The organism is Desulfovibrio sp. 3_1_syn3, assembly GCF_000145315.2.
Taxonomy (GTDB): Bacteria; Desulfobacterota; Desulfovibrionia; order Desulfovibrionales; family Desulfovibrionaceae; genus Desulfovibrio; species Desulfovibrio fairfieldensis.
This window is the reverse complement of sequence record NZ_ADDR02000001.1, coordinates 2,410,570-2,435,805: the sequence shown is the minus strand read 5'-3', so window position 1 is coordinate 2,435,805 and position 25,236 is coordinate 2,410,570. Positions and strand designations below refer to the sequence as shown.

At 60.6% G+C, this 25,236-nt stretch carries 18 protein-coding genes and 1 tRNA gene; 12 read left to right on the top strand and 7 right to left on the bottom strand.

Annotated elements, in window-relative coordinates; genetic code table 11:
* Window positions 1-123: 123 nt before the first annotated feature.
* From HMPREF0326_RS10330 to HMPREF0326_RS10310, 5 genes are all read right to left on the bottom strand, one after another.
* Complete coding sequence (locus HMPREF0326_RS10330; RefSeq protein WP_008683978.1) at window positions 124-504, bottom strand: hypothetical protein; 381 nt, start codon at window positions 502-504, stop codon at window positions 124-126.
* A gap of 80 nt (window positions 505-584) precedes the next feature.
* On the bottom strand, window positions 585-3,533 hold the full coding sequence (locus tag HMPREF0326_RS10325) for a PD-(D/E)XK nuclease family protein (RefSeq protein WP_020990509.1): 2,949 nt from the start codon (window positions 3,531-3,533) through the stop codon (window positions 585-587).
* Window positions 3,530-6,775, bottom strand: a complete 3,246-nt coding sequence (locus HMPREF0326_RS10320; protein ID WP_008683980.1) for a UvrD-helicase domain-containing protein — start codon at window positions 6,773-6,775, stop codon at window positions 3,530-3,532. Before HMPREF0326_RS10320 ends, HMPREF0326_RS10325 begins: the two co-directional genes overlap by 4 nt.
* Window positions 6,776-6,788: 13 nt before the next feature.
* Window positions 6,789-8,093, bottom strand: coding sequence for an ATP-dependent 6-phosphofructokinase (locus HMPREF0326_RS10315; protein ID WP_008683981.1), 1,305 nt, complete (start codon window positions 8,091-8,093; stop codon window positions 6,789-6,791).
* Between the two features lie 28 nt (window positions 8,094-8,121).
* Window positions 8,122-8,679: an HD domain-containing protein gene (locus HMPREF0326_RS10310; RefSeq protein WP_008683982.1), complete on the bottom strand. Its 558-nt coding sequence runs from the start codon at window positions 8,677-8,679 to the stop codon at window positions 8,122-8,124.
* Between the two features lie 280 nt (window positions 8,680-8,959).
* On the opposite strand from HMPREF0326_RS10310, the gene HMPREF0326_RS10305 reads away from it, so the two are divergent.
* Both HMPREF0326_RS10305 and metG read left to right on the top strand, forming a co-directional pair.
* Window positions 8,960-10,078, top strand: a complete 1,119-nt coding sequence (locus tag HMPREF0326_RS10305) for a PSP1 domain-containing protein (RefSeq protein ID WP_008683983.1) — start codon at window positions 8,960-8,962, stop codon at window positions 10,076-10,078.
* Between the two features lie 36 nt (window positions 10,079-10,114).
* Window positions 10,115-12,112: a methionine--tRNA ligase gene (metG, locus tag HMPREF0326_RS10300; protein ID WP_008683986.1), complete on the top strand. Its 1,998-nt coding sequence runs from the start codon at window positions 10,115-10,117 to the stop codon at window positions 12,110-12,112.
* A gap of 169 nt (window positions 12,113-12,281) precedes the next feature.
* Here the strand turns inward: metG and HMPREF0326_RS10295 are convergent, their stop codons facing one another.
* Window positions 12,282-12,470, bottom strand: a complete 189-nt coding sequence (locus HMPREF0326_RS10295) for a hypothetical protein (RefSeq protein WP_008683987.1) — start codon at window positions 12,468-12,470, stop codon at window positions 12,282-12,284.
* A gap of 137 nt (window positions 12,471-12,607) precedes the next feature.
* On the opposite strand from HMPREF0326_RS10295, the gene HMPREF0326_RS10290 reads away from it, so the two are divergent.
* The 6 genes from HMPREF0326_RS10290 to HMPREF0326_RS10265 all read left to right on the top strand — a co-directional run bounded on the left by HMPREF0326_RS10290 (window position 12,608) and on the right by HMPREF0326_RS10265 (window position 20,293).
* On the top strand, window positions 12,608-13,405 hold the full coding sequence (locus HMPREF0326_RS10290) for an undecaprenyl-diphosphate phosphatase (RefSeq protein ID WP_008683989.1): 798 nt from the start codon (window positions 12,608-12,610) through the stop codon (window positions 13,403-13,405).
* 78 nt (window positions 13,406-13,483) lie between these two features.
* Window positions 13,484-13,560: transfer RNA gene (locus HMPREF0326_RS10285), tRNA-Met, on the top strand.
* Window positions 13,561-13,979: 419 nt separating this feature from the next.
* Window positions 13,980-15,161 (top strand): MFS transporter, encoded by a 1,182-nt coding sequence (locus tag HMPREF0326_RS10280; protein WP_020990508.1) that lies wholly within the window; start codon window positions 13,980-13,982, stop codon window positions 15,159-15,161.
* Between the two features lie 325 nt (window positions 15,162-15,486).
* Window positions 15,487-16,953 (top strand): 30S ribosomal protein S1, encoded by a 1,467-nt coding sequence (locus HMPREF0326_RS10275; protein ID WP_008683993.1) that lies wholly within the window; start codon window positions 15,487-15,489, stop codon window positions 16,951-16,953.
* A gap of 14 nt (window positions 16,954-16,967) precedes the next feature.
* Window positions 16,968-18,398, top strand: a complete 1,431-nt coding sequence (locus HMPREF0326_RS10270; protein ID WP_008683995.1) for a DegQ family serine endoprotease — start codon at window positions 16,968-16,970, stop codon at window positions 18,396-18,398.
* A 245-nt stretch (window positions 18,399-18,643) separates the two neighbouring features.
* Window positions 18,644-20,293, top strand: coding sequence for a phosphoglucomutase (locus tag HMPREF0326_RS10265; protein WP_008683997.1), 1,650 nt, complete (start codon window positions 18,644-18,646; stop codon window positions 20,291-20,293).
* Between the two features lie 456 nt (window positions 20,294-20,749).
* On the opposite strand, the gene HMPREF0326_RS10255 is transcribed toward HMPREF0326_RS10265, so the two are convergent.
* The gene (locus tag HMPREF0326_RS10255) at window positions 20,750-21,484 is read right to left on the bottom strand and encodes a pseudouridine synthase (protein ID WP_008684003.1); all 735 of its coding nucleotides are present in this window, start codon (window positions 21,482-21,484) and stop codon (window positions 20,750-20,752) included.
* A 441-nt stretch (window positions 21,485-21,925) separates the two neighbouring features.
* On the opposite strand from HMPREF0326_RS10255, the gene rdgC reads away from it, so the two are divergent.
* The 4 genes from rdgC (at window position 21,926) to HMPREF0326_RS10235 (ending at window position 25,134) form a co-directional block, all read left to right on the top strand.
* Window positions 21,926-22,549, top strand: a complete 624-nt coding sequence (gene rdgC / locus HMPREF0326_RS10250) for a recombination-associated protein RdgC (RefSeq protein WP_008684004.1) — start codon at window positions 21,926-21,928, stop codon at window positions 22,547-22,549.
* Between the two features lie 168 nt (window positions 22,550-22,717).
* Entirely contained in the window at window positions 22,718-23,245 is a 528-nt protein-coding gene (locus HMPREF0326_RS10245; protein WP_008684006.1) for a hypothetical protein, read from the top strand.
* A gap of 15 nt (window positions 23,246-23,260) precedes the next feature.
* Window positions 23,261-24,298: an ABC transporter permease gene (locus HMPREF0326_RS10240; protein ID WP_008684008.1), complete on the top strand. Its 1,038-nt coding sequence runs from the start codon at window positions 23,261-23,263 to the stop codon at window positions 24,296-24,298.
* Complete coding sequence (locus HMPREF0326_RS10235) at window positions 24,298-25,134, top strand: ABC transporter permease (protein WP_008684010.1); 837 nt, start codon at window positions 24,298-24,300, stop codon at window positions 25,132-25,134. Before HMPREF0326_RS10240 ends, HMPREF0326_RS10235 begins: the two co-directional genes overlap by 1 nt.
* Window positions 25,135-25,236: the final 102 nt, after the last annotated feature.

The window sequence follows — 25,236 nt, the reverse complement described above, 5'->3', positions numbered from 1 at the left end:
CTGGCAGAAAGCATAGCGGGAAAAGTCACAAGACGCAATAAAATGCGCCGGAAAGCGGTATTTTTTTTATGCCGGGTGGGGCAATGCCGCGCTATTCGGTCCACTGCGAAATGCAGAGACTTACTAACTATAACAGGAAAGGCTGTTTTCAACAGCGGGTTCTTCACAAAAATGTGCCACCTTCATCGTTTGACATGATTTTCTATGCTCCATCAGACTCTCCATAACCGAATCAACAAGGTTTTCTTTCGTATATCCATCGAATGAATATGAGATATCCCAGTATTCGTTCAGATCGGTTTGCAGATTAAAAGAGGCCGTGATCTCTCCATAGCCGTGGGAAACAAAGATGATCTGATTTATATTTAAGCGCGGGCGCTGCCTGACCTTTTGAGTGATGTCGAAAAAATGTCTCCCGCTGGTTTCGCGGATATTTTCACAAAGTTCAAAAAAGGGAGCGCAGTTGCGCGGAATGTTGTCCTTTTTATGCCGTGACGTCAGCAAGGGTAAAGCCTGATTATGAAAAAGCAAGGCAGCCGGCAGGAGCAATCCATCATTGTAAACGGATTTTCACGCTGCGTGATTCAGGCCATGCACAAACCGGCATAGGGGCACCAGGCGCAATGCCGGTCCGGCCGGGCCGCGAAGTGCGGGGCGCTTTCCAAATGGCGCAGGACCAGAGCCAGGCTGAGATCGCAATAAGCAAGGGCAGCCGTCAGGTCTTCTTCCGCAAGGCCGCCGAACAGGGGAATTTCCGCCCCGTCTTCCTTGAGTTCGACCAGGGCCGCATCGCCGGGAGCGCCCATATTTTTTGCCTTGATCATGGACAGGTAGCAGGGCAGTTGCAGGCTGGGCAGGCGTTGGCGCAACTCCTCAAACAGTGCCGACATGCGGTCTTCCCCCATGGCTGTTTGCGCTTTTATTCCCGGGGCAGAGCAGGCCTGGGCCACTCTTTCGAAGAAGGGTGCGTCGGTCCAGAGGCTGCCGTCATGGCGTTTGATGGTGCCGGTCTTATAATCAAGTACATACAGCAGGCCGTCGCGCCGGTCCAGGCGGTCTAGGGTGCCGGTAAAGGCATAGCGTTGTCCGTTGAGGTCCAGATCCACGTTCAGCTTTTCTTCCAGAGCCAGGATCAGCGCGCTTTCGGGCTGCCGCGCCAGGAAGCGTTCCAGCCTTAACGGCGCGGCTGTTTCCAGCATCAGGCAACTATCCGCGGGCAAAATCCGGCGCAGGTCCGCCGCTTCCAGAGCTTCGTAAAAGCGGGCCCGCACGGTTTCCATGGAGATATCGCCCCGCCTTACTTCCTTGTGCAGATAGGGCTCGTACAGCGCGCGCAGGGTATTATGAATGCATATCCCCACCGCCGCCGGGTCATCGCCCTCGTTGATCTCCCGCTGGGGCGCGAGACGGCAGAGATATTGCCAGGCGAAGCGCAGGGGGCATTGCAGATAGACATCCAGCCGGGTGGTGGAAAGCGGCTCGCGCAAGAGATGTTGCAAGGCCGTGTCCAGGCCCGCGCCGCGCGGCAGGCTTTTGGGCAAGACCTGACTGGCGCGCACCGTACAACGTGCCCCGGCCAGAGGCTCCTCTCCGGGCGTGAGCAGCGCTCCCCGGCGTTGTTCCTCCTCCCAGATCAGTTGCTCCACAAAGCGGCTGCGGCTTTTTTTGCCGTCAAAAAGGGCGGAGCGGGTGATGCCTTCCTGCCAGAAAAAATGAACTTCCTCCGCCCCGGCGCACAGGCGATAGAGGGTATGCGCCGCCGTGCGCTCGCGTCGCCGGGCGTCGGGCAAGCCGAGGACCTGGCGCAGGGAATCCGGCAGCAGTGGGTCCTGGGCCGGATTGCCGGGCAGCTTGTCGTCCGTGGCGTCCACGATCAGCACGCGCTCAAAATGCAGCAGGCGGGTTTCCAGCATGCCGAGCACCTGCAGGCCTGTGAGCGGTTCGGCCTCAAAGGGCACGCGCTCCTGTTCTAGTACCTGTCGGGTGATGCCGTGCAGTACGGCCGGAGGAAAAGGGGTCTGCGCAAGACAGGTTTCACGCAAGATGGGCGCGGCGTGGCGCATGAGACGGAACATGGCCTCCGCGTCCAAAGGAAAATGCCGCCACATATCGCCGCCGTAGGCCAACAGAAAGTCGCAGATGCCGTGCAGGCATTCGGCTATATCTTCCGTGCTGCGGGCGGCGGACAAGGCTTCCACCGTGATGGCCAGGCACTGGGAGAGCAACGTGTCCAGCGGGGCGGGCAGAGCGGCGCGGCATTCGTCGGCCAGAGCCGCCGGATCCACAAAACGGTTGCCCGTGCGGACTAGAGCTTCCAGGCGGCGCAAGGCGTCGCGTAAAAAGAGCGTTCGGCCGCTCTCGTCCTCTATCCGCAGCATATTCAGATAGGGGTGCCGCAGGCATTGCAGCAAGGTACGCCAGTAATAGCGCCCATCCTCGGACCGTCCCTCCTGCAGGCGCAGCAGAGCGTCCAGCAGGCGGTTGAGGGGCGAGCGGGTCAGAGGATAACCCATGGATACATTGACGTCCTTGTCCGGCAGATGGTGCAGCACTGGCATGAGCAGGGCGCTGTCCGTGAGCAACACGGCGGTGGAGGGCATGCGGCCGTTCGTCTTCGTATCCTTTTCCAGCGTGTCACGCATGGCCTGAAGCTGTGAATGGCAGTCATAACCGGCGAAAAAGGACAGACGCGGCTTGTGCGCCGCTTCCAGCGCGGCGGGCTCCACAGCCGGTTTGGCCCTGGCCTGCCAGCGACGCAGCCATGCCGCGTGTTCGGCGCAGGCCCAGTGCGCTGGTTCATTTCCGGCCAAGGCAGGATCAGTATGCAGGCAGATATGCGCTCCGGCCCGCCAGAGCGAGCGCAGCAGCACATCCTCCGTGCCGCTCAACACGGAAAAGCCCGCCACCAGCACCGGCCTTTCGGCACCGGGCACGAGCAGAGGCGGAATATGTGAAGCCTGGCGGCTGGCCATGTACTGATCCAGCCCCGGCGTGGTCCATCGGCGTTCGTTCAGGGCCGCCAGATAGGCGCGGCCGATCCGCCCCAGGGCTCCCAGCAGAGCCGCCGCGGGCGCGGCCACTTCATTCTCCACATAGGCCAGGTCCGCGGTTTCCAGGCCCTGGCCGAGCATTTCTTCCAGCAGGGCGGCCAGGCGCAGGCCCCAAGGCAGAAAAAGCGCCATGTCCATGCGCGCGAACCGGGCGGAAAGAGCCGCGTCATCCTCGGTCAGGTTCTGCACGCAGCCGTGCAGCAAAGCCACGCGGTCCAGCATGTTGGCCGTATGCAGGGGCACGTCGCTGGTGCCAGCCCGCCAGACCTTGACCATATCAGCCAGGGTGAGAACCTTCGGCAGCAGGCGCGGCTTCCTCTCTTTGGCATAGAGCTGCAAAAGATAACGCCAGGGGCGGTTATGCGGCACAATCAGCAGAGCGGAACCGGAACGGCCGCCGCTGCAATCTTCCAGCACGGCTTTCAGATCGGGCAGAAAAGGCCGCTGCCAGGGAAAAATCAGAAAGGGCGAACGGTTCATCATAATCGGGTCTCCGGCGACGGCAGGAGCTCGCCGCACGTCTCGCACAGAGGCGAAACCCGCGTCGCTTCCACTAGTTGGAAGCGACGCTGATCCAGATAGACCAGCAGGCCGCGCGCCGTGCCGCCGTAGTCGCCGCTCTGCTCAAGGCAGCTCAGATAGCGGCGCACTTGGCTGATGTGCTCCGCTTCGAGGCGGCCGCTTTTATAGTCGATGACCAGCGGTCCCCAGGATTCGCGCACCAGCAGATCCATGCGCAGCACATGGCCCTGTTCGTCCATAAGCGACTGTTCGGGCCAGCCCTGCTCAAACCAGCGCCCTGCCTCGGGCTGGGACGCGAACCAGGCCAGAGCCCTGGCCAGCGAGTCGCGCAGGGCCGGATCATCCGGCACAGGCAGGGGATAGTTGCGCAGGCCGAAAGAGAGGGCGGCCCTGGCGTCCTCCTCCGCCTGCCCGGTAACGCGCAGATGCTCCAGGCAGAAATGGAGCAGGCTGCCGCGGTCTTCGGCCTTGAAGGCAAAGCCGCCCAGCGGATTGCGGAAGATCTTTAAACGGGGCAGCCACTGCATGGGCCGCCATTTCTGTTCCGGTACAGCCGCCTCGGTAAGCGGCGCGGCAAGCGGCTCGGGGCAGATCTCGTCGTCCGTTGCCCCGTTGCGCGGGCACTCCACCGGCGTGCCCCGGCTGTAGGGCAGCCTCAACTCGGCCTCCTGCCAGAGAATATCCAAGGCCGCGCAGAGCGAGCCGCTTTTGTTGTCCAGACCCGGCGTGCCGGTACGGAAAATGTGCAGTTCGTCCCTGGCCCTGGTAAAGGCCACATAGAGCAGATCCAGATTTTCGCAAGCCTGCCGCGCCAGATCCTCATAGTAGATTTCGCCCAGAGCCTTGCGATTGGGCACCGCCATGCGCAGTCCGTCGCGTTCCAGCAGAACGGGACGCCCTGACGGGCGCACGTTGAAGCTGGTCCAGGGCAGAATCACCACCGGAGCTTCCAGCCCTTTGGATTTGTGGATAGTCATGACGCGCACGGCATTCATGTTTTCGGGCATGGGCACTTTTTCTTCACCGCTTTTGTCTTGCCAATGCTCGAGAAACGTGGACAGGGTAGCAAGGCCTTTTTCTTCAGCGCTGTGCAATACTTCCATAAAACGGCGCAGGAACGTCCGGGCTTCCGGAAAGCGTGCTTCCACGTCCAGGCGCGTAAACCATTCCAGCACCGTGTCATAGGGTGTCATCAGGCCGGACTGACTGTGAAAGGGGGCCAGCAGGTTCCGCCAGATCAGCGGCCAGCGCCGTCTGAAACGCAGATGAAATGGCCCTTGGCCCGGCTCCGCGCACCAGCCGTGCAGTATTTCCCAGTCGAGTTCCGCCGCCTGCGGGTGTTCAAGCACGATGGAACCCGTGAGCATGGTCCAAAAGGCGATGTCGTCGTCGGGATTGTCCAGAAAAGCCAGCAAAGCCACAGTCTGTACAATGAGCGGGTGTTCCGCCAGCAGCAGGCTGTTTTCCGTGATGACCGGAATGCCCTCATGTACCAGACCTTCGGCGGTCACGCGGGCTGTTTCATTGCCGCGCACCAGCACCAGCACGTCGGACCAGAGCCTGCGCGGGCCGATTTCGTCCCGCAACAAATCGCAAAGGCGTTCCAGCACACAATCCCGCAAGTCGTCCTGCGTGGCGCCCTGAATCTCTTCGGCCCGTACCAAGCCGCCTTCCCGGGCCTTGGGCGGACATTGCTGCGCCGCGCCCGCAAAGGCCCGGCTCAAGCGTCGCGTGGCCGTAGTCAGAACTTCCGGGGGCGTATCGCCGGGCAGCAGGGCGGCCAGCACCCGTTGCGCTGTAGCCGCATTTTCCAGTGGGGCAAAAATCCGGTTGTTGTGCTCCACCACTTCCCGGCGGCTGCGCCAGTTGCGGGGCAGATTGCGGCGTTCCCCGCCGGGAGCCAGCCGCGTCAGACCCTGATCGTCAAAGACCGCGTCGAACAGCTCCGGCTCGCCGCCGCGCCAACCGTAGATGGATTGCTTGACGTCGCCCACCCAGGTCAGAGAGCCGCCGCGCGACAGGGCCTCTTCAAGCAAGGGACGCAGGGCCTGCCATTGCTCGCGGCTGGTGTCCTGAAATTCATCCACCAGAAAATAGGTCAGGCGCGTGCCTAGGCGGCAGAGCGCTTCCGGCACGCCGCGCTCGCCCTCCAGCACTTCACGGGCCAGACGCGGCACCAGCAGGCCGGGCAGCGCGCCTTCCTGTTCCTGATTTTGCAGAAAAGCGGCCACCAGAGCCTGTGCCAGGCGCACAAAAGGGGCGATGCGCAAGGCCTGGACAATCAGCGAGCCTTCCCCGGCCCGGCGACGGGCGTGGGCCGAGTAAACGGCAAAGGCCTGCGCGGTTGCTTCCGGCACCACGGTATTTTTGAGAAAGAGTTCTTCAGCTGTTTCCTTACTTGCAAAGGCGGAAGAACATTTTTCCACTTGGCCCCAGGAAAGCTGTTCCACAGCGCCCAGAGCCGGTTTTTTCCAGCGCAGACCCGCAGCCTGCGCGGAGGCCAGAAGTTCCCGCGCGGCCTGCACGGCGGCCTCATCCATTTCTTGAAGTTTTTCTTTAAGAACGGCCTCCGGCGTCAGATCCTCGAACCGCCCCAGCAGCACATCGTCCAGCAAATTCCGCAGCTGGCGGAGCAGTTTTTCCCCGGCCAGAAAACCCTTGCTTTGGCCGTGCACCACCAGAGCCCGGCAGGCCTCGCGCAAAAGATCGCGCATGGCCGCGTCTTCCCGCCAGGCCCGTTCCATAAAAAGGTCCAGGTAGGGGGCCAGAGCCTCCTCAGTGGCGAAGACGGGCTGGAAATCAGGATGGAGATTCAGCTCCAGGGCGGCGGCCCGCACGATAAGATGCAGCAGGCTGTCAATGGTGCGGATGTTCAGGGCGCTCAGATCGCGCATGATAACATCCACCCAGCGGCGGGCCTCGTCTGCATCAAGGGGAATGTCTTCCGCGCGCGCACCCAGAGCCGCGCTTTTCAGGTGGCGGATGACGCGGTCGCGCATTTCAGCGGCCGCGGCGTTGGTAAAGGTGACGGCCAGGATGTCGCCCCAACCGCACTGGCGGCCCTCCGGCGCCAGCGCGCAGGCCGGAGAGGCCGCCACACCCGAGGCATGCCCGCACTCCATCAGGCGCAACAGAAAACAACGGGTCAGCTCATAGGTTTTGCCGGAACCGGCCGAGGCCTTGACCTGGCAGAGACGAGACATGTGGAGAGCGGCTCTATTCGGGCGGCAGCATGCCCTTGAGCATGCCCTGGCCCGTGGATTCCAGCACCGCGCGCCAGAGATCGGAATAAATGTTCAGCTTGCGGCGCGTTTGGGTGACCAGTTGCAGGGGCAGATGCACATAGCGGTCCTGCAGTTTGGCCACCACCATGTCCGTACGCCCGGCCATGGCCGCATGCACCGCGTACTGGCCCAGAAAGCCGCAGTAAACCTTGTCGTTGGCGTTGGCCGGTACGGAGCGGATGATGTAGCTGGGGTCGATGTATTTGATGGAATGCTCCATCTGGCGGGCGTTGAGATAGGTATTGATTTCCTTGCGCAAAAGGTCGGCCACTTCGCCCAGCACGGGATTGCCCGAGGCGTCGGTGCCCGCGCTGTGTTTCAGCAGATGCTGACCCGCGCCCTCGGCCGCCACAATGACCGCATGCCCTCTGGACCGCAGGCGTTCTTCCAGGGCGGGCAGCAGGCCGCCTTCCCCCTCCAGGGTGAAAGGCGCTTCCGGAATCAGCACGAAGTTCACTTCCTTGAGGGCCAGCGTGGCCCGCGCGGCGATGAAGCCGGACTCCCGCCCCATGAGTTTGACAAGGCCGATGCCGTTGGGCGTGCCGCAGGCTTCGGTATGGGCGCACTCAATAGCCTCGGTTGCCTTGAATACGGCGGTTTCAAAACCAAACGACTGGGGGATGAAATTAATGTCGTTGTCAATGGTTTTGGGAATGCCGATCACCGCGATCTTCAGGCCCCGGTTCTGCACTTCCCGGCTGATGGAAAGCGCCGCCTTCATGGTGCCGTCGCCGCCGATGACGAAAAGGGCGTTGACGTTGCAGCGCTCAAGGGTGTCCACGATTTCCTCGGGCGACTGCGGCCCGCGCGACGAACCCAGAATGGTGCCGCCGAAGCGATGGATGTCGGCCACCACGTCCGGGGTCAGCTCCCGCAGGGCGTGCCGGTACTTGGGGATGAAACCTTCCAGGCCGTAGGGAATGCCCACAATGGAAGGCACATTGTAGGCGTGGTAGGCCTCCATGACGATGGCGCGGATCACGTCGTTGATGCCGGGGCACAGGCCGCCGCAGGTGACGATGGCGCACTTGGCGCGGGAGGAGTCGAAATAGAGCTTTTTGCGCGGCCCTGCCGCCTCGAAACAGACGCAGCAGGCCTTTCCGTTGTGTTCGCTCAGTTCCTCATCCACAAAAATCTGAATACGTTTTTCGTCGGCCCAGGTGCGGTAGGGCAGATGCGATTCCAGCTTGCAGGGCCCTAGGGTGCGGATGCTTGTATCCAGCGCGCATTCTTCCATGATCTGCCTCATAAAAAAAGTAAAAACGCTATTTGCTCAGACCCAGTTCCGCGGCCTTGCCGTGCATGGCTTCAATGGACAGAGCCAGAAAATCGTCCAATTCCAGCCCGGCGTCGGAGCACTGGCGGATATTGTCGCGGTTCACGCTGGCGGCAAAGGCTTTGTCCTTCATCTTTTTCTTGATGCTTTTGGGCTCCATGCCCTCCAGGCCGGTGGGGCGCATACGCGCCGCCGCGCTGATGAGCCCCGTGACCGTCTCGCCGCAACGCAGGGCGTAATCAAAGCGGCATTGCGGAGCAGCACCGTTCATTTCGCCGTTATGGGCGCGGATGGCGGCCAGAGCTTCTTCCGGCAGCATGCCGGTCAGCATGGTCGCACTTTCCAGGCCATGTCGTTCAGGCGCTTCAGCGGTGGTGGGATAGTCCAGGTCGTGCAGCAGCCCGGTCAGGCCCCAAAGGTCCTCATCCTCGCCGAAACGGCGCGCCAGAGAGCGCATAATGGCCTCTGCGGCCAAAGCGTGCTGCAACAACGATACCGGCGTGCCCTGGTCCGCCAGCAGTTTCAGGGCTTCATCTCGTTCAATCATCATCAGGCCCCCTTTATGCTCTAAATGTAAAACAGGGGCGCAACGATGGCAAGGCGAGACGGCAAGATTAGGAACGTCCGGGGTCTCAAAAGATATGGGGATGCCGAGGCCGTGTCCGCGCGTTTGCCTGCCGCCTTCCCTTCCGCGCGGGGCAGCGACACATGACCGGATAAGCTTAAACGAAGCGCACCGCGACCCGCCGCTGTTGACAGCAGGGGCAATATGGCCGAAAAGCAATGTCTTAGACACATTCTTCTGACGTTTTACCGCAGTGATGCTTATGCCCATATTTGGTGTTAAATTTCGTGAGCTCGGACAGACGAGCTACTATTCCGGCCCGCCGGAGCTCAAGCGCGGCGACCATGTTCTGATTGAGGCCGATCAGGGCCTGACCCTGGCCGAGGTTGTTTCCGGCCCGCTTGAAGGCCTGCCCGGCATGGAAGAGCAGGACCTACCCGACATTCTGCGCCAGGCGGACTCCACGGATCTGGAAACCGGCAGGGAAAACGAGGCGCTGGCCCGCGAGGCCACGGCCTATTGCCGCCAGTGCATCCGCGACCGCCGCCTGGACATGAAGCTGGTGGACGTGGAGGTCTTTTTTGACCGCAGCAAGCTGATCTTTTACTTCACGGCGCCCGCGCGCATTGACTTCCGCGATCTGGTGAAGGATCTGGTGCGAGAATACCGCGCCCGCATTGAGCTGCGCCAGATCGGCGTCCGTCATGAAACCCAGATGGTGGGCGCGGTGGGCAACTGCGGCATGGTCTGCTGTTGCCGTCGCTATTTGCGCAAGTTCGCCCCGGTGACCATCCGTATGGCCAAGGAGCAGAACCTTTTTCTCAATCCGGCCAAAATTTCCGGCATCTGCGGTCGGCTGCTCTGCTGCCTTTCCTATGAGCAGGAAAATTACGACCATTTCCACCGCCATTGCCCGCGCCTGGGCAAGAAATACCAGACCGACCGGGGCGGCATGAAGGTGCTGCGGGCCAATATGTTCCGCAATTCCCTGTCCGTGATCACGGAAAATAACGAGGAGCTGGAACTGAGCCTGGACGAATGGCAGGCTCTGGCTCCCCACCGGCCCGAGCCCCAGCAGCAGAGCGGCCAACCCAAGCCGACCGCCAAGCCCCGGCAGGGGGACGGTTTGCTGGTGGTTTCCGTGACGCCCGACACGGTGGAAGACCCTGGTCTGTTTGATGACCTGCTGCCTCCGGACGAAAGCCGGGCCCATGAGGACGGGCAGGCTGCTGAGCGGCCGGATACGGCGAATTTTGCGGAAAACCGGGAAGAGAAGGGCGGCGCGCCCGCCGGACCAGCCGGACCATCGGGAGCCGGCGAAGCGGGCAAAGGCCGCCGCAAGCGTCGGCGCAAGCCCGCGCAACGCCCGGAAAACGAATAGCGTATTGGGGTTCAAGTCAACAGCACGGAGCCTTGTGTGAAAAGTTTTTTCATCACCACGCCCATTTACTACGTCAATGCCAATCCCCATCTGGGACACGCTTACACCACCATTGTCGCGGATTCCCTGGCCCGCTTCCATAAACTGCTGGGCGAGGACACGCTCTTCCTGACCGGCACGGACGAGCACGGCGACAAGATCGTGCAGGCCGCCGAAAAACAGGGACAGACTCCCAAGGAATTCGTGGACGATATCAGCGGCCGTTTCCGGGCGCTCTGGCCGCAACTGGGCATTGCTAATGACCGTTTCGTGCGCACCACGGACGAGGCGCACAAGCGCACGGTGCAGGACTTTCTGCAAAAAGTGTATGACGCCGGCGACATCTATTTCGGCGAGTTCGGCGGCCATTACTGTTACGGCTGTGAACGCTTCTACACGGAAAAGGAGCTGGAAAACGGCCTCTGCCCCCAGCATCTGACCAAGCCGGAATTTATCAGCGAAAAGAATTACTTCTTCCGCATGTCCAAATATCTGCCCTGGCTGCGGGAGTATATCAGCCAGCATCCGGATTTTATCCGGCCCGAGCGCTACCGCTCGGAAGTGCTGGCCATGCTGGAATCGGGCGCGCTGGAGGATCTGTGCATCTCCCGCCCGAAAACGCGTCTGACCTGGGGCATTGAGTTGCCATTTGACAAGAATTACGTCTGCTACGTCTGGTTCGACGCCCTGATCAACTACATCAGCGCTCTGGGCTGGCCTGACGGGGCCGAATACGTCCGTTACTGGCCCGGCGAACATCTGGTGGCGAAAGACATCCTCAAGCCGCACGCCGTATTCTGGCCCACCATGCTCAAGGCCGCCGGCCTGCCGTTGTACAAGCACCTCAATGTGCACGGCTACTGGCTCTCGCGGGATACCAAGATGTCCAAATCTCTGGGGAATGTGGTGGACCCCCTGGAGACGGGCCGACGTTTCGGGCTGGACGCCTTCCGCTACTTCCTGTTGCGCGAGATGCACTTCGGCTCGGACGCCAGTTTCAGCGAGGAATCCCTGATCGGCAGGATCAACGCTGACTTGGCCAACGACCTGGGCAATCTTTTCAGCCGGGTGCTCTCCATGACAGCCAAATACTTCGGCAGTTGCGTGCCCCAGCCCAAACAGCGCGAGCCGGAAGACGAGGCCATGGTGGAACTGTGCGCCACGGCCATGCGCAATTTCTCCCAGTTGTTCGGCAACGTGCAGTTCGCCCAAGCTCTGGAGTCGCTCTGGGAGCTGGTGCGGGCCCTGAACAAATATGTGGACAGCCAGGCCCCCTGGGCCCTGCACAAGCAGGGCAATATGGAGCGGCTGGCCACGGTCATGTACATTCTGCTGGCGGCCATGCGCAAAGTTGCGCTCTGCCTCTGGCCGGTCATGCCCGCCGCGTCCCGCCGGATGCTGGAACAATTGGGCCAGCCCGTGGAAGAGGGGTTGCCCCCGGTGCCCAACCTGGATGATGAAATCATTTGCTTCGGCGGGCTGTCAGCTGGCACGCAGGTGTCGGCAACGTCCAATCTTTTCCCGCGCATCGACGTGAAGAAAAATACCGACGCGGACGGGGACAAGGCGCCCGCGCCGAAGGTTAAAGAAAAACATAAAGAAAAGAAAGCGGACAAGCCCGCCGAGGCCAAAGCCGCGGCTCTCGCGCCCGCCGCAACAGCGGGGCGGCCCGAGGTGGACTTTGATCACTTCAAGGCTCTGGATCTGCGGGTGGGCACGGTACGCGTGGCGGAACGGCATCCCAACGCGGACCGTATCCTCCGTCTGGAAATCGATTTCGGGGAAGGGCAGTTGCGCCAGATCCTTTCAGGACTGGCGGAATATTATGCCCCCGATGATCTGGTGGGCAAACAGGTCTGCGCCGTGCTGAATCTGGCGCCGCGCAAGATCCGGGGCCTGATGTCCCACGGCATGGTGCTTACCGCCCAAGGCGGGGACGAGCTCAGCCTGCTGGCTGTGGCCAAGGCCGTTCCCGACGGCAGCGAAATCGCCTAGAACCTTTTTGACACTACGTTCTTTTGCCCGCTGGCTTTGTTGAACTTCGCCTTTTATTCCGGTCGAGTACCATAAGAAGTACACTCCCTGCATAAAAGGCTCGTTCTCCTTGCCAGCGAACAAAATCCCAGTAGTGTCAGGAGGCCCTAGCAAAGAAAAAAAGCGGATCTTAGTCGCGTTTCTGCTCCTTGCGGAAAAGAAACTCCAGAGCTTCCGCGTCCACAGGCGTAAGGTTGAAACGCATGCCCGCTTCGTCCAGCAGGCTGGACAGGCTTTTGTGGGGGTCGCGTTTGTGTTCCTCATTCAGATAGGCAATAGCTTTGCGCACAAGTTCGCTCTGGGGCATGATGGTCGGCATCGGGGTATCCTCACTTTTTCTGTTAGATAGCCACGACGCGGCTTTTTGGCAATGCCGCGTTGTAAACGACTGTGCCACGGCCGGATCGAAAAGCAGCGGACTGCCGCGTAGCGCGGCGGGCCGCCCGGAGACCCAATATGGATAATCTGCTCACCGCCCTTATTCTGAGCATCGTGGAAGGCCTGACTGAATTTCTGCCGGTCTCCTCCTCGGGGCATCTGATTCTTGTGGGCGATCTGCTTAATTTTGTGGGAGAGCGGGCCGCCACCTTTGAGGTTGTGATTCAACTCGGGGCCATTATGGCCGTGGTGGTGCTGTACTGGAAACGCTTCTGGGGCCTGGTCCAGCCGCAGCCCTACGTGCGCTTCGCGGGCATGCGCGGCATCTGGCTGCTGGTCCTCACCTCGCTGCCCGCCTGCGTGATGGGCCTGTTGTTCCACTCCCTGATCAAGGAATATCTGTTCCGGCCTTCCACCGTGCTTATCGCCTTGGTGGTGGGGGCCGTGTGCATGATTCTTGTGGAACGGCGCAAGCATAAGCCCACCTGCATCAGCCTGGACGACATGACGCCGCGTCTGGCCCTGGGCATCGGCTGTTTCCAGTGCCTGGCCCTCTGGCCCGGTTTTTCGCGCTCAGCGGCCACGATCATGGGCGGCATGCTGCTGGGGGCCAAGCGGCCGCTGGCGGCGGAATATTCCTTTATCGCGGCGGTGCCCATCATGGTGGCCGCCACGGGCTTTGACATGCTGAAGAATCTCAGCCTGTTCACCTCGGCGGACATTCCCTTTTTCGCGGTTGGCATAGTGGGCTCCTTTATTTCCGCCCTGTTGGCGGTCAAAGTTTTCGTGGCCCTGGTGGGGCGGATGACCCTGGTGCCCTTTGCCGTCTATCGTTTGCTGCTCGCGCCCTTTGTCTATTATTTTATGGTTAATTGACGGATGGTACAAAAAGCGCTTGCCAAGCCCCGGCAAATTGTATAAAGAATTCGACGCGCCACTATGGGGGCGCAATACGGCAAGGTAGCTCAGTTGGTCAGAGCATGCGGTTCATACCCGCAGTGTCGGGGGTTCAAATCCCTCCCTTGCTACCAAATTTCGTCCTGAACAGGATAGAAAAAACCCTGAACGGCATAATTGTTCAGGGTTTTTTCTATCCTGTTGCCGACCACCGGGAAAAACTCCGCAATCCTCCCGGCGATAAACGCGTATGGTCTGTGGGCCTATCCTCGTGACCGGAGGGCAGGACAACTTCCATGGAAAACACTCGCCCCAGGGGTCTTGCGCCGCTATAACACAAGGCCCCTGGCGTTTCCGCGCCGAACTTCCCTCGCGCTCAGAAAGCCTTTGACAGCCGGGTAAAAGTGGTGTTGTTAGAGCGGATTAACATAAAAAATATCCGCCGGGCGGCCGTGAGAACGGACGCCATATCCGCCCGCGCGTCAGCCGTCGGCGCGGCTTGCCTGAACCGCTTGTGGACAGCGTCCGCACAATTCCCGCACAGGAAGATGCCATGCTTTCCCGCGCCCGCTATATTTTGCTCAATGCCTACCATATCCTGATTGACGGGCTTTTTGACGCGGTTCCCATTCTGCTCGCTTTTATGGTCATTTCCTTTGGCGAAGGTGAAAAAGCGGTGGGTCTGATCGTCTCCGTGGGCACCGCCGCGGGTACGGCAGCCGGTCTGGGCACGTTGCTTCTGGCCCGGAAACTGGGCTTCATGCAGACCATCACCCTGGTGACAGCCGTGTGCGGGGCCGGATTTTTCGCGGCCACCTTCTCCGGCAACATCGTGGTCGCCGGCCTGTGCTTTATCCTGGCCGTGGCGGGCTACAACGTCTTTCATAATATTGCCTTTTCCTACCTTACGCTGCACACCGAAAGACGCCGCCTGGGCAGAGTCATGAGCGATTTCACCGCTATCGGCGATGTGGGCAGAATCCCCCTGGTTTCCCTGGCGGCCTTTGCCGCCGCATATTCATTCGGGGGCTTTCCGGGCTGGAGGGTCGTCTGCATCACATACGGGGCGGCGGCGCTCGCTGCCGCGCTCTGGCTCTTTTTTTCCTGCCGGGGCGAACGCCCCGAAACAAGGGAGGAAGCCTCCGAAGGCAGAAGCTTTCCCTCGTTCGGTATCTTCAAGGACAGGGAAATATTCCTGGCCATGCTTGCCAGCATTCTGAACGCGTTCAGCAACGATCGAATATTCACGTTTCTGCCCTTGCTGCTGATCGGCAAGGGGGTGGACCCTAAAATCATCGGTTCCTTCGCCCTGGGGTTTTCGGTGGGCTCTTTTCTCGGCAAGATGGCCTGCGGCCGCTTTGTGGACAGTTTCGGACCGCGAAAGGTTTTCGTGGCCGCCGAACTGCTGCTGACGGTCCTGCTCTGTGCCCTGATCATGGCGGACCAGCTTGTCCTCATCGTCAGCATCGCCTTGCTGCTCGGCATTGTGACCAAGGGCACCGTTCCGGTCATCCAGGCCATCATCACCGAACCCGTACGGGATGCCGCCTCCTACAGCGACGTGTTCTCCATCAATTCCTTTCTGCGCGGCATAACCAACATGCTGACCCCGCTTCTTTTCGGCTTCCTGGCCTCCGCCTGGAGCATGAATGCCATCTATGCGATCATGGCGGTGGTGGCGGCGGTGGCCGCCGTGCCGGTTCTATTGATGCGCAGGTTCGATTCCGCCCGTTGAGCACCGTCGCTCATGGTGAGGTTGTAAAAAAATATTTCAAGTTTTCCATAAAGAAAAATTTGCCGCAAAACGGGATGTGTGCTTGTGTCGCTGAAAAATCCGGATAGCCTGCTGCGATTTCTTCCGCCCGACTGCTGGTCAAAAATTATGCATGTGTAAAATTTTCATTCAGTTTCTAGAAAAAATTCCGTCCCCTTATGCCCCGGAAACCATATGGCGGGCCGCAATCCGCACGCCGCGCTGCCTGGGGCTTCATTGTCATCCGTAAAAGGATAGGCTATGATTACCAACTTAACAAAATGCCCAGTTTGGAGGAGCAGGAAATATGACTGAGGAAAAAATAGAAAGCCCCGCGCAGGAAGAAGCCACTGAAGATTTCGCCGCCATGCTGGCGGCGCACAGCGCTTCTTCCGGCCGTTTGCAGCCGGGCCAGAAGGTCAGCGGCACCGTCATTGCCATCACCGGCGACAGCGTCTTTGTGGATATGGGCATCAAGGTGGACGGCATCATGGAGCGCAAGGACATTCTGGATGCCGAGGGCAAGGAAAGCGCGGGACCTGGCGACAGCGTGGAAGCCTGGGTCATTGCTGTCTCCCCGCAGGAAATCCGCCTGTCCCGCTCCATGAGCGGCAGCGGGGTGGCCGCGCTGGAAGAGGCCCGCGACGCCGCCCTGCCGGTGGACGGCAGGGTGACCGCCGTTTGTAAGGGCGGTTACACGGTGGAAGTGCTGGGCAAGACGGCTTTCTGTCCCGGCAGCCAGATGGACGCTTCCTCGGGCGACGCCGACTCCCTGGTGGGGCGCGGCATGCAGTTCCTGATCATCCGGGTTGAAAACCGGGGCCGGAACGTCGTGGTTTCGCGGCGTGCGCTGCTGGAACGCGAGCGCCAGGAAAATCTGGACAAACTGCTGGAAACCCTCAAGGAAGGCGACACCGTGGAAGGGCGGATCACCCGCCTGGCTCCCTTCGGCGCGTTCATGGAGCTGGCTCCGGCGGTGGAAGGCATGATCCATCTTTCCGAGCTGTCCTGGTCCCGCGTGGGCGCGGCGGACGAAGCGGTGTCCCCCGGCGACCTTGTCCGGGTCAAGGTGCTCGGCATCAGCAAAAACGACAAGGGCCAGATCCGAATTTCTCTTTCGCGCAAGCAGGCCGAGGGCGATCCCTGGCTGGATGCCCCGGAACGCTTGAGCGCGGGCGCCGTGGTGCAGGGCAAGGTGGTGCGCCTGGCTCCCTTTGGCGCCTTCGTCGAGCTGCTGCCAGGCGTGGAAGGCCTGATTCATGTTTCCGAAATGTCCTGGGCCAAGCGGGTTAACAAGCCCGAGGAAGTGCTCAGCGCGGGCGAGACCGTCTCCGTCAAGATCAAGGACGTCAACACCGAGACGCGGCGCATTGCCTTGAGCCTGCGCGACGCCGAGGGCGACCCCTGGCAGGACGCGGCCCAGCGCTTTGCCGTGGGCTCCACGGTGACCGGCACGGTGGAAAGCCGCACCCAGTATGGCCTGTTTGTGACCCTGGCCCCCGGCATCACCGGTCTGCTGCCCGCAGGCGTGATCAAGAACGCCAAAAACGCCGCTCAGTTCAGCAAGCTGGATAAGGACGACAACGTGACCCTGATTGTTCAAAATCTGGACAGTGCCGCTCGCCGCATCAGCTTGGCCCCGGAAGGCTCCGAAGCCGCCGCGTCCGCCGAGGACAAAGCCTGGAAGCAGCATGCCTCCGCCGGGTCGTCCTCTTCCGGCAACGGAATGGGCATTATGGCACAGGCTTTGCAAAAGGCCATGCAAAAAAAGTAACGAGGAGTGGTTCCATGATTGTAAAAAAATACCTCGCCGCACTGCTTACCGTGGCCTTCCTGGCCTCGGCACAGCTTTCGCAGGCGGCGGATCTGCCCGACTTCAGCGAGCTGGCGGCGAAAAGCGGCCCGGCTGTGGTCAATATAGGCACGGAACGCAAGGCCTCCGGGGGCGGCCCTGAAGATTTCTTCGGTGAAATGTTCCGCAATATGCCCCCCGGCTTTGAAAAGTTTTTTGACCAGTTCGGCGGCAAAGGGCGCGGCGGCAAGCGGCCCCAGCAGAAGCAGAAATCGCTGGGTTCCGGTTTTCTCGTGTCCGCTGACGGCTACATTGTGACCAACAACCATGTGGTGGCCGACGCCGACGTGATCCACGTCACTCTGGATGAAGACAACGGCAAAAGCGAAACCCTCAAGGCCACGCTGATCGGTTCCGATGAGGAAACCGACCTGGCCCTGCTGAAAGTGGACGCCAAAAAGCCCCTGCCGTTCCTGACCTTCGGCGATTCCGACGCGCTCAAGGTGGGTGAATGGCTGCTGGCCATCGGCAATCCCTTCGGCCTGGACCACACTGTGACCGCGGGTATCCTTTCGGCCAAGGGCCGCAATATCCGTTCCGGGCCGTTTGACAACTTCCTCCAGACCGACGCCTCCATCAACCCCGGCAACAGCGGCGGTCCGCTGCTGAATATGGCTGGGCAGGTGGTGGGCATCAACACGGCCATCATCGCCAGCGGCCAAGGTATCGGCTTTGCCATTCCCAGCAATATGGCCGCCAAGATTATCAATCAGATCAAGAGCGGCAAAAAGATCAGCCGCGGCTGGATCGGCGTGAGCATCCAGGACATGGATGAAAACACCGCCAAGGCTCTGGGCATGAAAGAGCCCTCGGGTGCCCTGGTGGGCAGCGTCATGGAAAATGAGCCCGCCGCCAAGGGCGGCGTGCAGGACGGCGACGTGATCATCGCCGTGGACAAGAAGGATGTCGAAGACGCCGCGGCCCTGTTGCGCGCCATTGCCGACAAGGCCCCGGGCAGCACCGCTGTGCTGACCGTGTGGCGCGACGGCAAGAACTTCGACCTCAAGGTGACGCTGGGCGAACGCAAGAGCGGCCAGAACGACGGTCGTCCCGGCATGGGCCAGAAGCAGCAGGACGAAGGCCTTCTGGGCCTCTCGGTGCGCCCCCTCAAGGAGGAGGAACGCCGCGAGATGAAGCTCAGCAAGGATGAAGGGCTGCTGATTGTGGACGTCGATCCCGACAAGCCCGCCGCCGAAGCGGATCTGCGCCCCGGCGACGTGATCCTCAAGGCCAACCTGAAGCCCGTGAACAGCGGGGAAGCCCTTTCCAAGATCGTCAAAGAAGTGGGCGTGAAGCGCGGGGCCATTATGCTGCAGATTGAACGGCGCGGAGATGTGTACTTCCGCACCATCCCCCTCGGCAAGTAAGCGCCCTTCCAATGACAACCAGGGCTGTCTCCCAGTGAGACAGCCCTTTTTTTATGATCGAAAACTCCCCGCTTAGCGGGGAGTTTTCGATCATAAAAATCAAACCGCCCCTTGAAGGGGCGGTGCTGATTATCCATACGTAAAAAAGTGCGGGGAAAGGCAAAGGTCCGTTTGAGCGCTCGCCCAAGGATTGCAGCGCGCTTCGTTCCGGCGTAGAGATAACGTATCTATGCCGGAGGTTCTTTATGGCTGTTGTCCATTGCGACGCGGGGCATTTGCCCGCTCCTGAAAAGCTGGAACGCATCCCCGCGCTGATGAGCGCCTATTACACCGAATTTCCCAATCCCAAGATCCCGGCTCAGCGCGTGTCGTTCGGCACTTCCGGGCATCGCGGCTCATCGGTGCTTCATACCTTCAACGAAGAGCATATTTACGCCATCACTCAGGCCGTCTGCGACTACCGCAAAGCCAAGGGTGTTGACGGCCCGCTTTTTCTGGGCGGGGATACGCATGCCCTGTCCGAGGCTGCCTTCCGCTCGGCCCTGGAAGTGCTGGTGGCCAACGGCGTGAGTGTGCGCATCGCCAGAAACGGCGAGTTTACCGCAACCCCAGCCGTCTCGCACGCCATCTTGCGCTGGAACGCCGGACGGAGCAGCGGTCTGGCCGACGGTATTATTATCACCCCATCTCATAATCCGCCGCGCGACGGCGGCTTCAAATACAATCCTCCGCACGGCGGCCCGGCCGAAACTGAAGTCACGGCCTGGATTGAAAAAAGCGCCAACGCCTATCTGGACAGCGGCAACCGCAACGTCCAGCTCGTGCATTTGCGCGCGGCGCAGAGATCCTCCCTGGTGGAGGAGTACGACTTTACCCGCGCCTATGTGGAAGATCTGCCCAAGGTGTTGGACATGAAGGCCATTGCCGCTTCCGGCCTCAAGCTGGGCGTGGACCCTTTGGGCGGGGCCAGCCTGCCGCTTTGGGAACCTATTGCCGAGACCTATGGCCTGGACCTGACCGTGATCAACAAGAAGGTGGACCCCACCTTCCGTTTTGTGCCCTGCGACAAAGACGGCTTAATCCGCATGGATTGTTCCTCGCCCTATGCCATGAGTCGCCTGCTGGAGATACGCGACGACTTTGATCTGGCCTTTGCCTGCGATCCGGATTCCGACCGCCACGGCATTGTGACCCGTCAGGAACTGATGAACCCCAATCACTATTTGACTGTGGCGGCTTGGCACCTTTTCCGTACCCGTACGGGCTGGCCAAAGGATTGCGGCATCGGCAAAACCCTGGTGACCAGCGCCATGCTGGACAGAGTGGGGAAGGAGCTGGGGCGGCCCGTAGTGGAAGTGCCCGTGGGCTTCAAGTGGTTTGTGCCCTATCTGCTCAACGGGCGGTGCGGCCTGGGCTGCGAGGAGAGCGCCGGGGCTTCCTTCCTCTGTTTTGACGGCTCCCCCTGGAGCACGGACAAGGACGGTCCCTTGATGTGCCTTCTGGCCGCTGAGATCATGGCCAAGGAACAGGCATCTCCCAGTGAAATCTACCAAAAGCTGACCGAAAAGCTCGGCGCACCGGTCTATCAGCGTCTGGACGCGCCCGCCGACGACCGCACCCGCGCGCTGCTCAAGGCTTTGACGCCGGAGAGCGTGCATCTGAAAACCTTGGGCGGCTCGCCGGTGACCAGTGTGCTGACCCGCGCGCCCGGCAATGACGCGCCCATCGGCGGGGTCAAGGTCTGCAGTGAAGACGGCTGGTTTGCCGTGCGCCCTTCAGGCACGGAAGCCATCTGCAAGGTCTACACCGAAAGCTTCAAGGGCGAAGCCCAGCTCTGCGCTCTGCAAAAGGACGCCATCGACTTTTTGGAACGTCTGCTGAAAAAAGAAGGGTAGGGCATGGTGAAAAACGGAGACAGTCAGGCCTGCCACAGCAACTTTCGTGTCGGCATGTTTCCGCGCGTTTTGTGGGCCGCTGTCTGCGCTTTTTTCTGCATCGTGGGCCTGAATGAAATCCGGGATGCATTCCGCGATTCGCAATACCAATGGCTGCCAGCGGCCTGCCGTGGTATTATTCGCCTGCGGCTTATGTGAGCTGCAAGGCCGGAGAGGTTCTCTGGTATCTTATGGGATGGGACTAAGCCGCCGCGCCAAAGAGGCCGCGCCTTTTTCAGATCCATCTGGTCCTCTCGGCGCTCTGGGCCATTGGCATTGCGCAATGCGTTCGGCAATAAAGCAATTGACGTATTTTATGTACGAACTGCTCTGCAAATCCTTGCCATGAAGCGAGCAGGCGGACTTGCTCGCCGTAAACGAGCATTTCAAGTGTTAAATTGTCTTGGAGCAGGGCGGTTACACTTGGGACGGCAAGCCGACGCTTTGCCTGAGGTCGGCCACTTCTCCGGTGGTCAATGCTCTGGCCGCGCCCGGCTTAAGATTGCCCAGAGCCAATGGCCCCTGAGCCACGCGGCGCAGACGCAGAATAGTCAGGCCCAGATCCCGGCACATGCGCCGTATCTGGCGGTTGACGCCTTGGTGTAATACCATGCGCAACAGGGTATTGCCGTTCTCAGCCGTTTTCGCTTCCACATCCACCGGCAGCAAGGCTTGGCCTTCGTCGAGGCGCATGCCCCGGCGCATGGCCGCCAGAGCCGTTTCCGGCACAGACCCGCGAATCAGCACCTCATAGGTCTTGGGCTGGTGATGCCGGGGATGAGTAAGCCGTTGGGCCAGTTCGCCGTCATTGGTCAGCAGCAGCAGGCCTTCTGAAAAATAATCCAGACGTCCCACGGGATAGAGCCGCAGATGACGCACCTCGGGCGGCAGATATGCCATGACCGTGGGCCGCCCCTCGGGATCATTCACCGTGCAGACCGTCTGCACGGGTTTGTGCAGCAACAGATAATAATATTCCTGAGCGGCGGCGAGCTCCCGGTCATTGACCGCGATGCAATCACCTGGCAGTACACGCCGGGCCGGATTTTCCTCCAGAGTGCCGTTGATTCGTACCTGACCCGCAAGAATAAGCTCGTCGGCCTTGCGCCGTGAGCACAGACCGGTGGCGGCGATGGCCTTGTTCAGGCGCACGCCGTTTGTCACGTTGTCCCTGGTTGCACTTTCCGGCGGCGCGCTTGCGGCGCGGCGAACATCAGCCCGGTCGGCGGCATGCGTGCGCGGCGCCTGTGACGGGCGTCGTGTGGAGACGGTGTGAGGCCTTGATTTTCCGGACATGAAGGGCTCCTGGCTGGCTTGTGAGGGCATCGTGCTGGAAGAGGGGGACCGCGTCAAGCGCGATTCCCTGATTCGCCGCTTGGGAATCAAAAGTTTACATAATTATCATTATGGGACATTTATCTCAACTTACGTCGACCCAGGGAAGGGCTCGTCTCCGCCTCATTTGAAGACGTAGATCGCCCGCACCCGCATCTTCGGGATGAACTGCCGGGATGGTCGGGGCGGGGCTTGCCGACAAGGCGGCTCTGACGTACAACACAAACCGGTCTTGTGTTCCAATCCCAAGGAGTTTTCATGGGCTTTGCCAACAGCACCTGCAGTTTTACCCGATTCCGTATTCTGGACCCCGTGTCCTCCGAGCTCTGGCAGCAGATTCCGGATAAGCTCAAGCAATTCGCCTTTCGCGACATTGACGATATTCCTGAAATGCAGGCTCAGGGCTGGGTCAGCTTTGAGGATATGCTGGATTCGGAATGGGCCGCCGCACCGCCTCAGAAAGGAGCTTATATCGTCTTTTCCCTGCGCCTGGACACGCGGCGCATCCCGGCGGGCGTGGTGAAAAAGCATCTGGCCCTGGCCCTGCGTCAGGAAAAAGAGCGTATGCGCGAACAGAACAAGACCTTTATCTCCCGTGAACGCAAAAAGGAACTCAAGGAGCAGGTCATGCTGCGCCTGCGTCAGCGTTTCCTGCCGGTGCCGGGCGAATTCAACGTGCTTTGGGCCACTGACAAAAATGAAGTCTGGTTCGCCTCCACCCAGAACAAGATGATCGACCTCTTCATGGAGGAATTCCTGAAAACCTTTGAGTTGCATCTGGAGCAACTGACGCCGTATAATCTGGCGGCCGCCATGTTGGACGAGGAAAGCCTCATCCGTCTGGACCAGCTTGAAGCAACCCAATTCGCGCTGCTCACCTAGTGTCTAATTGCAAAATTTCGAGCATGATTATGCTCTCAATTTTAGCAGGATCGTCCGCGAAAAAACCTGGTTTTTCGTGGACTCACGGCGGCTTTGCCGCCGTAAAACCCTACGGGTTTTATGTGTCTGATTTTTCAAATTAGACACTAGCAGGGAGAACTCTATAAAATGAATATGCCCATTTCCGGCGAATCCACCGACAGCATCCTGGGGCAGGAATTTCTGACCTGGCTCTGGTACCAGAGCGACACCGCGCCCGGGGCCTTCACGGACAGCGAAGGCGCGCCTTTTGCCGTTTCCATGGAACAGCGCATCGTGGTTCAGGGCGGTGAAGGCGAAGCCAAGGAAACCGCCTCGGTTTCCGGCTCGCTTTCGCCCCTGCGCGAGGCGCGCTTCGGCCTGGGCACGGGCAAGAAGGTCAGCCGGGCCCTGATCCGCCTGGAAAAAGAAGAGCTGGCCTTTCAGCTCACCCTCAAGGCCGAGGACTTCGGCCTGGGCAGCCTCAAGACGCCCAAACTGGACAAGGGCGACAGCGATGACGATCCCGACGCCCTGCTGCTGGAAAAATTTTATCTGATGGAGGTTTGTGTCGGCCTGCTGGACTCCCTGTACGCCCGCTTTCTCAAGCTGCGCCTTTCGCCGGAGTGGCAAAAGGAAGTGGCGGATATGCGCCAGTGGCTGACGCGGACGGAGTAAGCCGCCCTTCCCTCTATGAGTCAGTCCCCTTCCCCTGTCCGCGGCCGTCGGGGCCGCATCGCGGCCATTGCCCTGAGAGCCGCCAGAAAAACCCTCTGGATGTTACTGGTGCTCTGGGGCATCACCCTGATCTCCTTCTGGGTCATCCATCTGGCCCCCGGCTCACCGACGGACATGGAAACCACCTTGAACCCCCTGGCGGGCGAAGCGGCACGCCAGCGGCTGGAAGCGCTCTACGGCCTGGATCGTCCCCTCTATATTCAGTACGGGGACTGGCTGCTGCGCCTGCTGCATTTTGATTTCGGCAATTCCATGTCCGCGGACGCGCGGCCCGTGCTGGACAAAATTCTGGAGCGCTTGCCCCTGACCGTGTCCATGAATGTGATTTCCCTGGTGCTGACCCTGATCATCGCCATTCCCGTGGGCATACTCTCGGCCTGCAAGCGTAACTCCTTGCTGGACCGCAGCGTGACCGTGCTGGTCTTTCTGGGTTTCGCCATGCCCTCCTTCTGGCTGGCCCTGCTGTTGATGATGTTCTTCGGCATCGATCTTCAGTGGCTGCCTATTTCCGGCCTGATGTCCATGGATTACGCCAGCCTGAGCCCTTGGGGGAAACTCTGTGATCTGGCCCGGCATCTGGCGCTGCCCATTCTGGTCTACACCATCGGCGGTCTGGCCGGCATGTCGCGCTATATGCGCGCCTGCATGCTGGAAGTGCTGCGCCAGGATTACATCCTCACGGCCAAAGCCAAAGGTTTGCCGCCGAGCCTGATCATCCGGCGACACGCCCTGCGCAATGCCCTGCTGCCGGTCATCACCCTGCTGGGCCTTTCCGTGCCGGGGCTCATCGGCGGCAGCGTGATCATTGAATCCATTTTCGCCCTGCCCGGCCTGGGGCAGCTCTTTTACTCGGCGGTCATGGCCCGCGACTACACTATGATCATGGGCAATCTGGTGCTGGGCGCGGTGCTCACCCTGGCGGGCAATCTGCTGGCCGACGTCTGTTACGGCCTGGCCGACCCGCGAATCCGCGCCTCCGGGGAGCAGAACTGATGCTGCCCGCCGCCGTAAAGCGCTTGCTCGGGCGCAACCTCATGCTTACCCTGGGCCTGGGCATTGTGCTGTTCATGTCTCTGGCGGCGCTCTGCGCCCCGCTGATCGCGCCCTATCCGCCCACGGCTCAGCATCTGGACAACATTCTGGAACCGCCCTCCTCCCGTTTCTGGCTGGGCACCGACCGTCTGGGGCGGGATGTCTTTTCCCGCCTGCTCTACGGAGGGCGCGTGTCCCTCTGGGTGGGCTTCGTGGCCGTGGGCATCTCCATCAGCATCGGTACGGTGCTGGGCCTGATCAGCGGTTATTTCCGGCGCTGGGTGGATGAAGCCATTATGCGCCTGGTGGACATCATGCTCTGCTTCCCCTCCTTTTTCCTGATCCTGGCGGTCATTGCCTTTCTGGAGCCCGACCTTACCAATATCATGGTTGTCATAGGCCTGACCTCCTGGATGGGCGTAACCCGTCTGGTGCGCGCCGAGGCCCTCAGCCTGCGCGAACGCGAATTCGTGGCCGCCGCACGCTTGGCGGGGAGCCCCACCCGGCGGATTTTATTCCGCCATATTCTGCCCAATGCCCTCGCGCCGGTGCTGATCACCGCCACTCTCGGCGTGGCCGGAGCCATTCTGGTGGAGTCGAGCCTGAGTTTTCTGGGACTGGGCGTACAGCCACCCACGGCCAGTTGGGGCAATATGCTCATGGAAGGCAAAACCGTCATCGAAAACGCGCCCTGGCTCTCAGTTTATCCGGGCCTGGCTATTCTGATCACTGTACTCGGTTATAATCTTCTGGGTGAAAGCCTGCGCGATCTGCTGGACCCGCGTCTCAAGCAATAGCCCTTTTGCCTTGGGCAACCTGTTTTGTTAGTATGAATACGGCGGCATAGGCCTGTGCGGCCTGAAAAGCGGCACATATTTAATCTATCGCTTGAAGTTGTA

What these genes read in the sequence shown, in the direction of transcription:
- HMPREF0326_RS10325 (WP_020990509.1), bottom strand. Translation starts at nt 3,533, where the DNA reads ATGATGAACCGTTCGCCCTTTCTGATTTTTCCCTGGCAGCGGCCTTTT.
- HMPREF0326_RS10320 (WP_008683980.1), bottom strand. Translation starts at nt 6,775, where the DNA reads ATGTCTCGTCTCTGCCAGGTCAAGGCCTCGGCCGGTTCCGGCAAAACC.
- HMPREF0326_RS10315 (WP_008683981.1), bottom strand. Translation starts at nt 8,093, where the DNA reads ATGGAAGAATGCGCGCTGGATACAAGCATCCGCACCCTAGGGCCCTGC.
- HMPREF0326_RS10310 (WP_008683982.1), bottom strand. Translation starts at nt 8,679, where the DNA reads ATGATTGAACGAGATGAAGCCCTGAAACTGCTGGCGGACCAGGGCACG.
- HMPREF0326_RS10305 (WP_008683983.1), top strand. Translation starts at nt 8,960, where the DNA reads ATGCCCATATTTGGTGTTAAATTTCGTGAGCTCGGACAGACGAGCTAC.
- HMPREF0326_RS10295 (WP_008683987.1), bottom strand. Translation starts at nt 12,470, where the DNA reads ATGCCGACCATCATGCCCCAGAGCGAACTTGTGCGCAAAGCTATTGCC.
- HMPREF0326_RS10290 (WP_008683989.1), top strand. Translation starts at nt 12,608, where the DNA reads ATGGATAATCTGCTCACCGCCCTTATTCTGAGCATCGTGGAAGGCCTG.
- HMPREF0326_RS10280 (WP_020990508.1), top strand. Translation starts at nt 13,980, where the DNA reads ATGCTTTCCCGCGCCCGCTATATTTTGCTCAATGCCTACCATATCCTG.
- HMPREF0326_RS10275 (WP_008683993.1), top strand. Translation starts at nt 15,487, where the DNA reads ATGACTGAGGAAAAAATAGAAAGCCCCGCGCAGGAAGAAGCCACTGAA.
- HMPREF0326_RS10270 (WP_008683995.1), top strand. Translation starts at nt 16,968, where the DNA reads ATGATTGTAAAAAAATACCTCGCCGCACTGCTTACCGTGGCCTTCCTG.
- HMPREF0326_RS10265 (WP_008683997.1), top strand. Translation starts at nt 18,644, where the DNA reads ATGGCTGTTGTCCATTGCGACGCGGGGCATTTGCCCGCTCCTGAAAAG.
- rdgC (WP_008684004.1), top strand. Translation starts at nt 21,926, where the DNA reads ATGGGCTTTGCCAACAGCACCTGCAGTTTTACCCGATTCCGTATTCTG.
- HMPREF0326_RS10245 (WP_008684006.1), top strand. Translation starts at nt 22,718, where the DNA reads ATGAATATGCCCATTTCCGGCGAATCCACCGACAGCATCCTGGGGCAG.
- HMPREF0326_RS10240 (WP_008684008.1), top strand. Translation starts at nt 23,261, where the DNA reads ATGAGTCAGTCCCCTTCCCCTGTCCGCGGCCGTCGGGGCCGCATCGCG.
- HMPREF0326_RS10235 (WP_008684010.1), top strand. Translation starts at nt 24,298, where the DNA reads ATGCTGCCCGCCGCCGTAAAGCGCTTGCTCGGGCGCAACCTCATGCTT.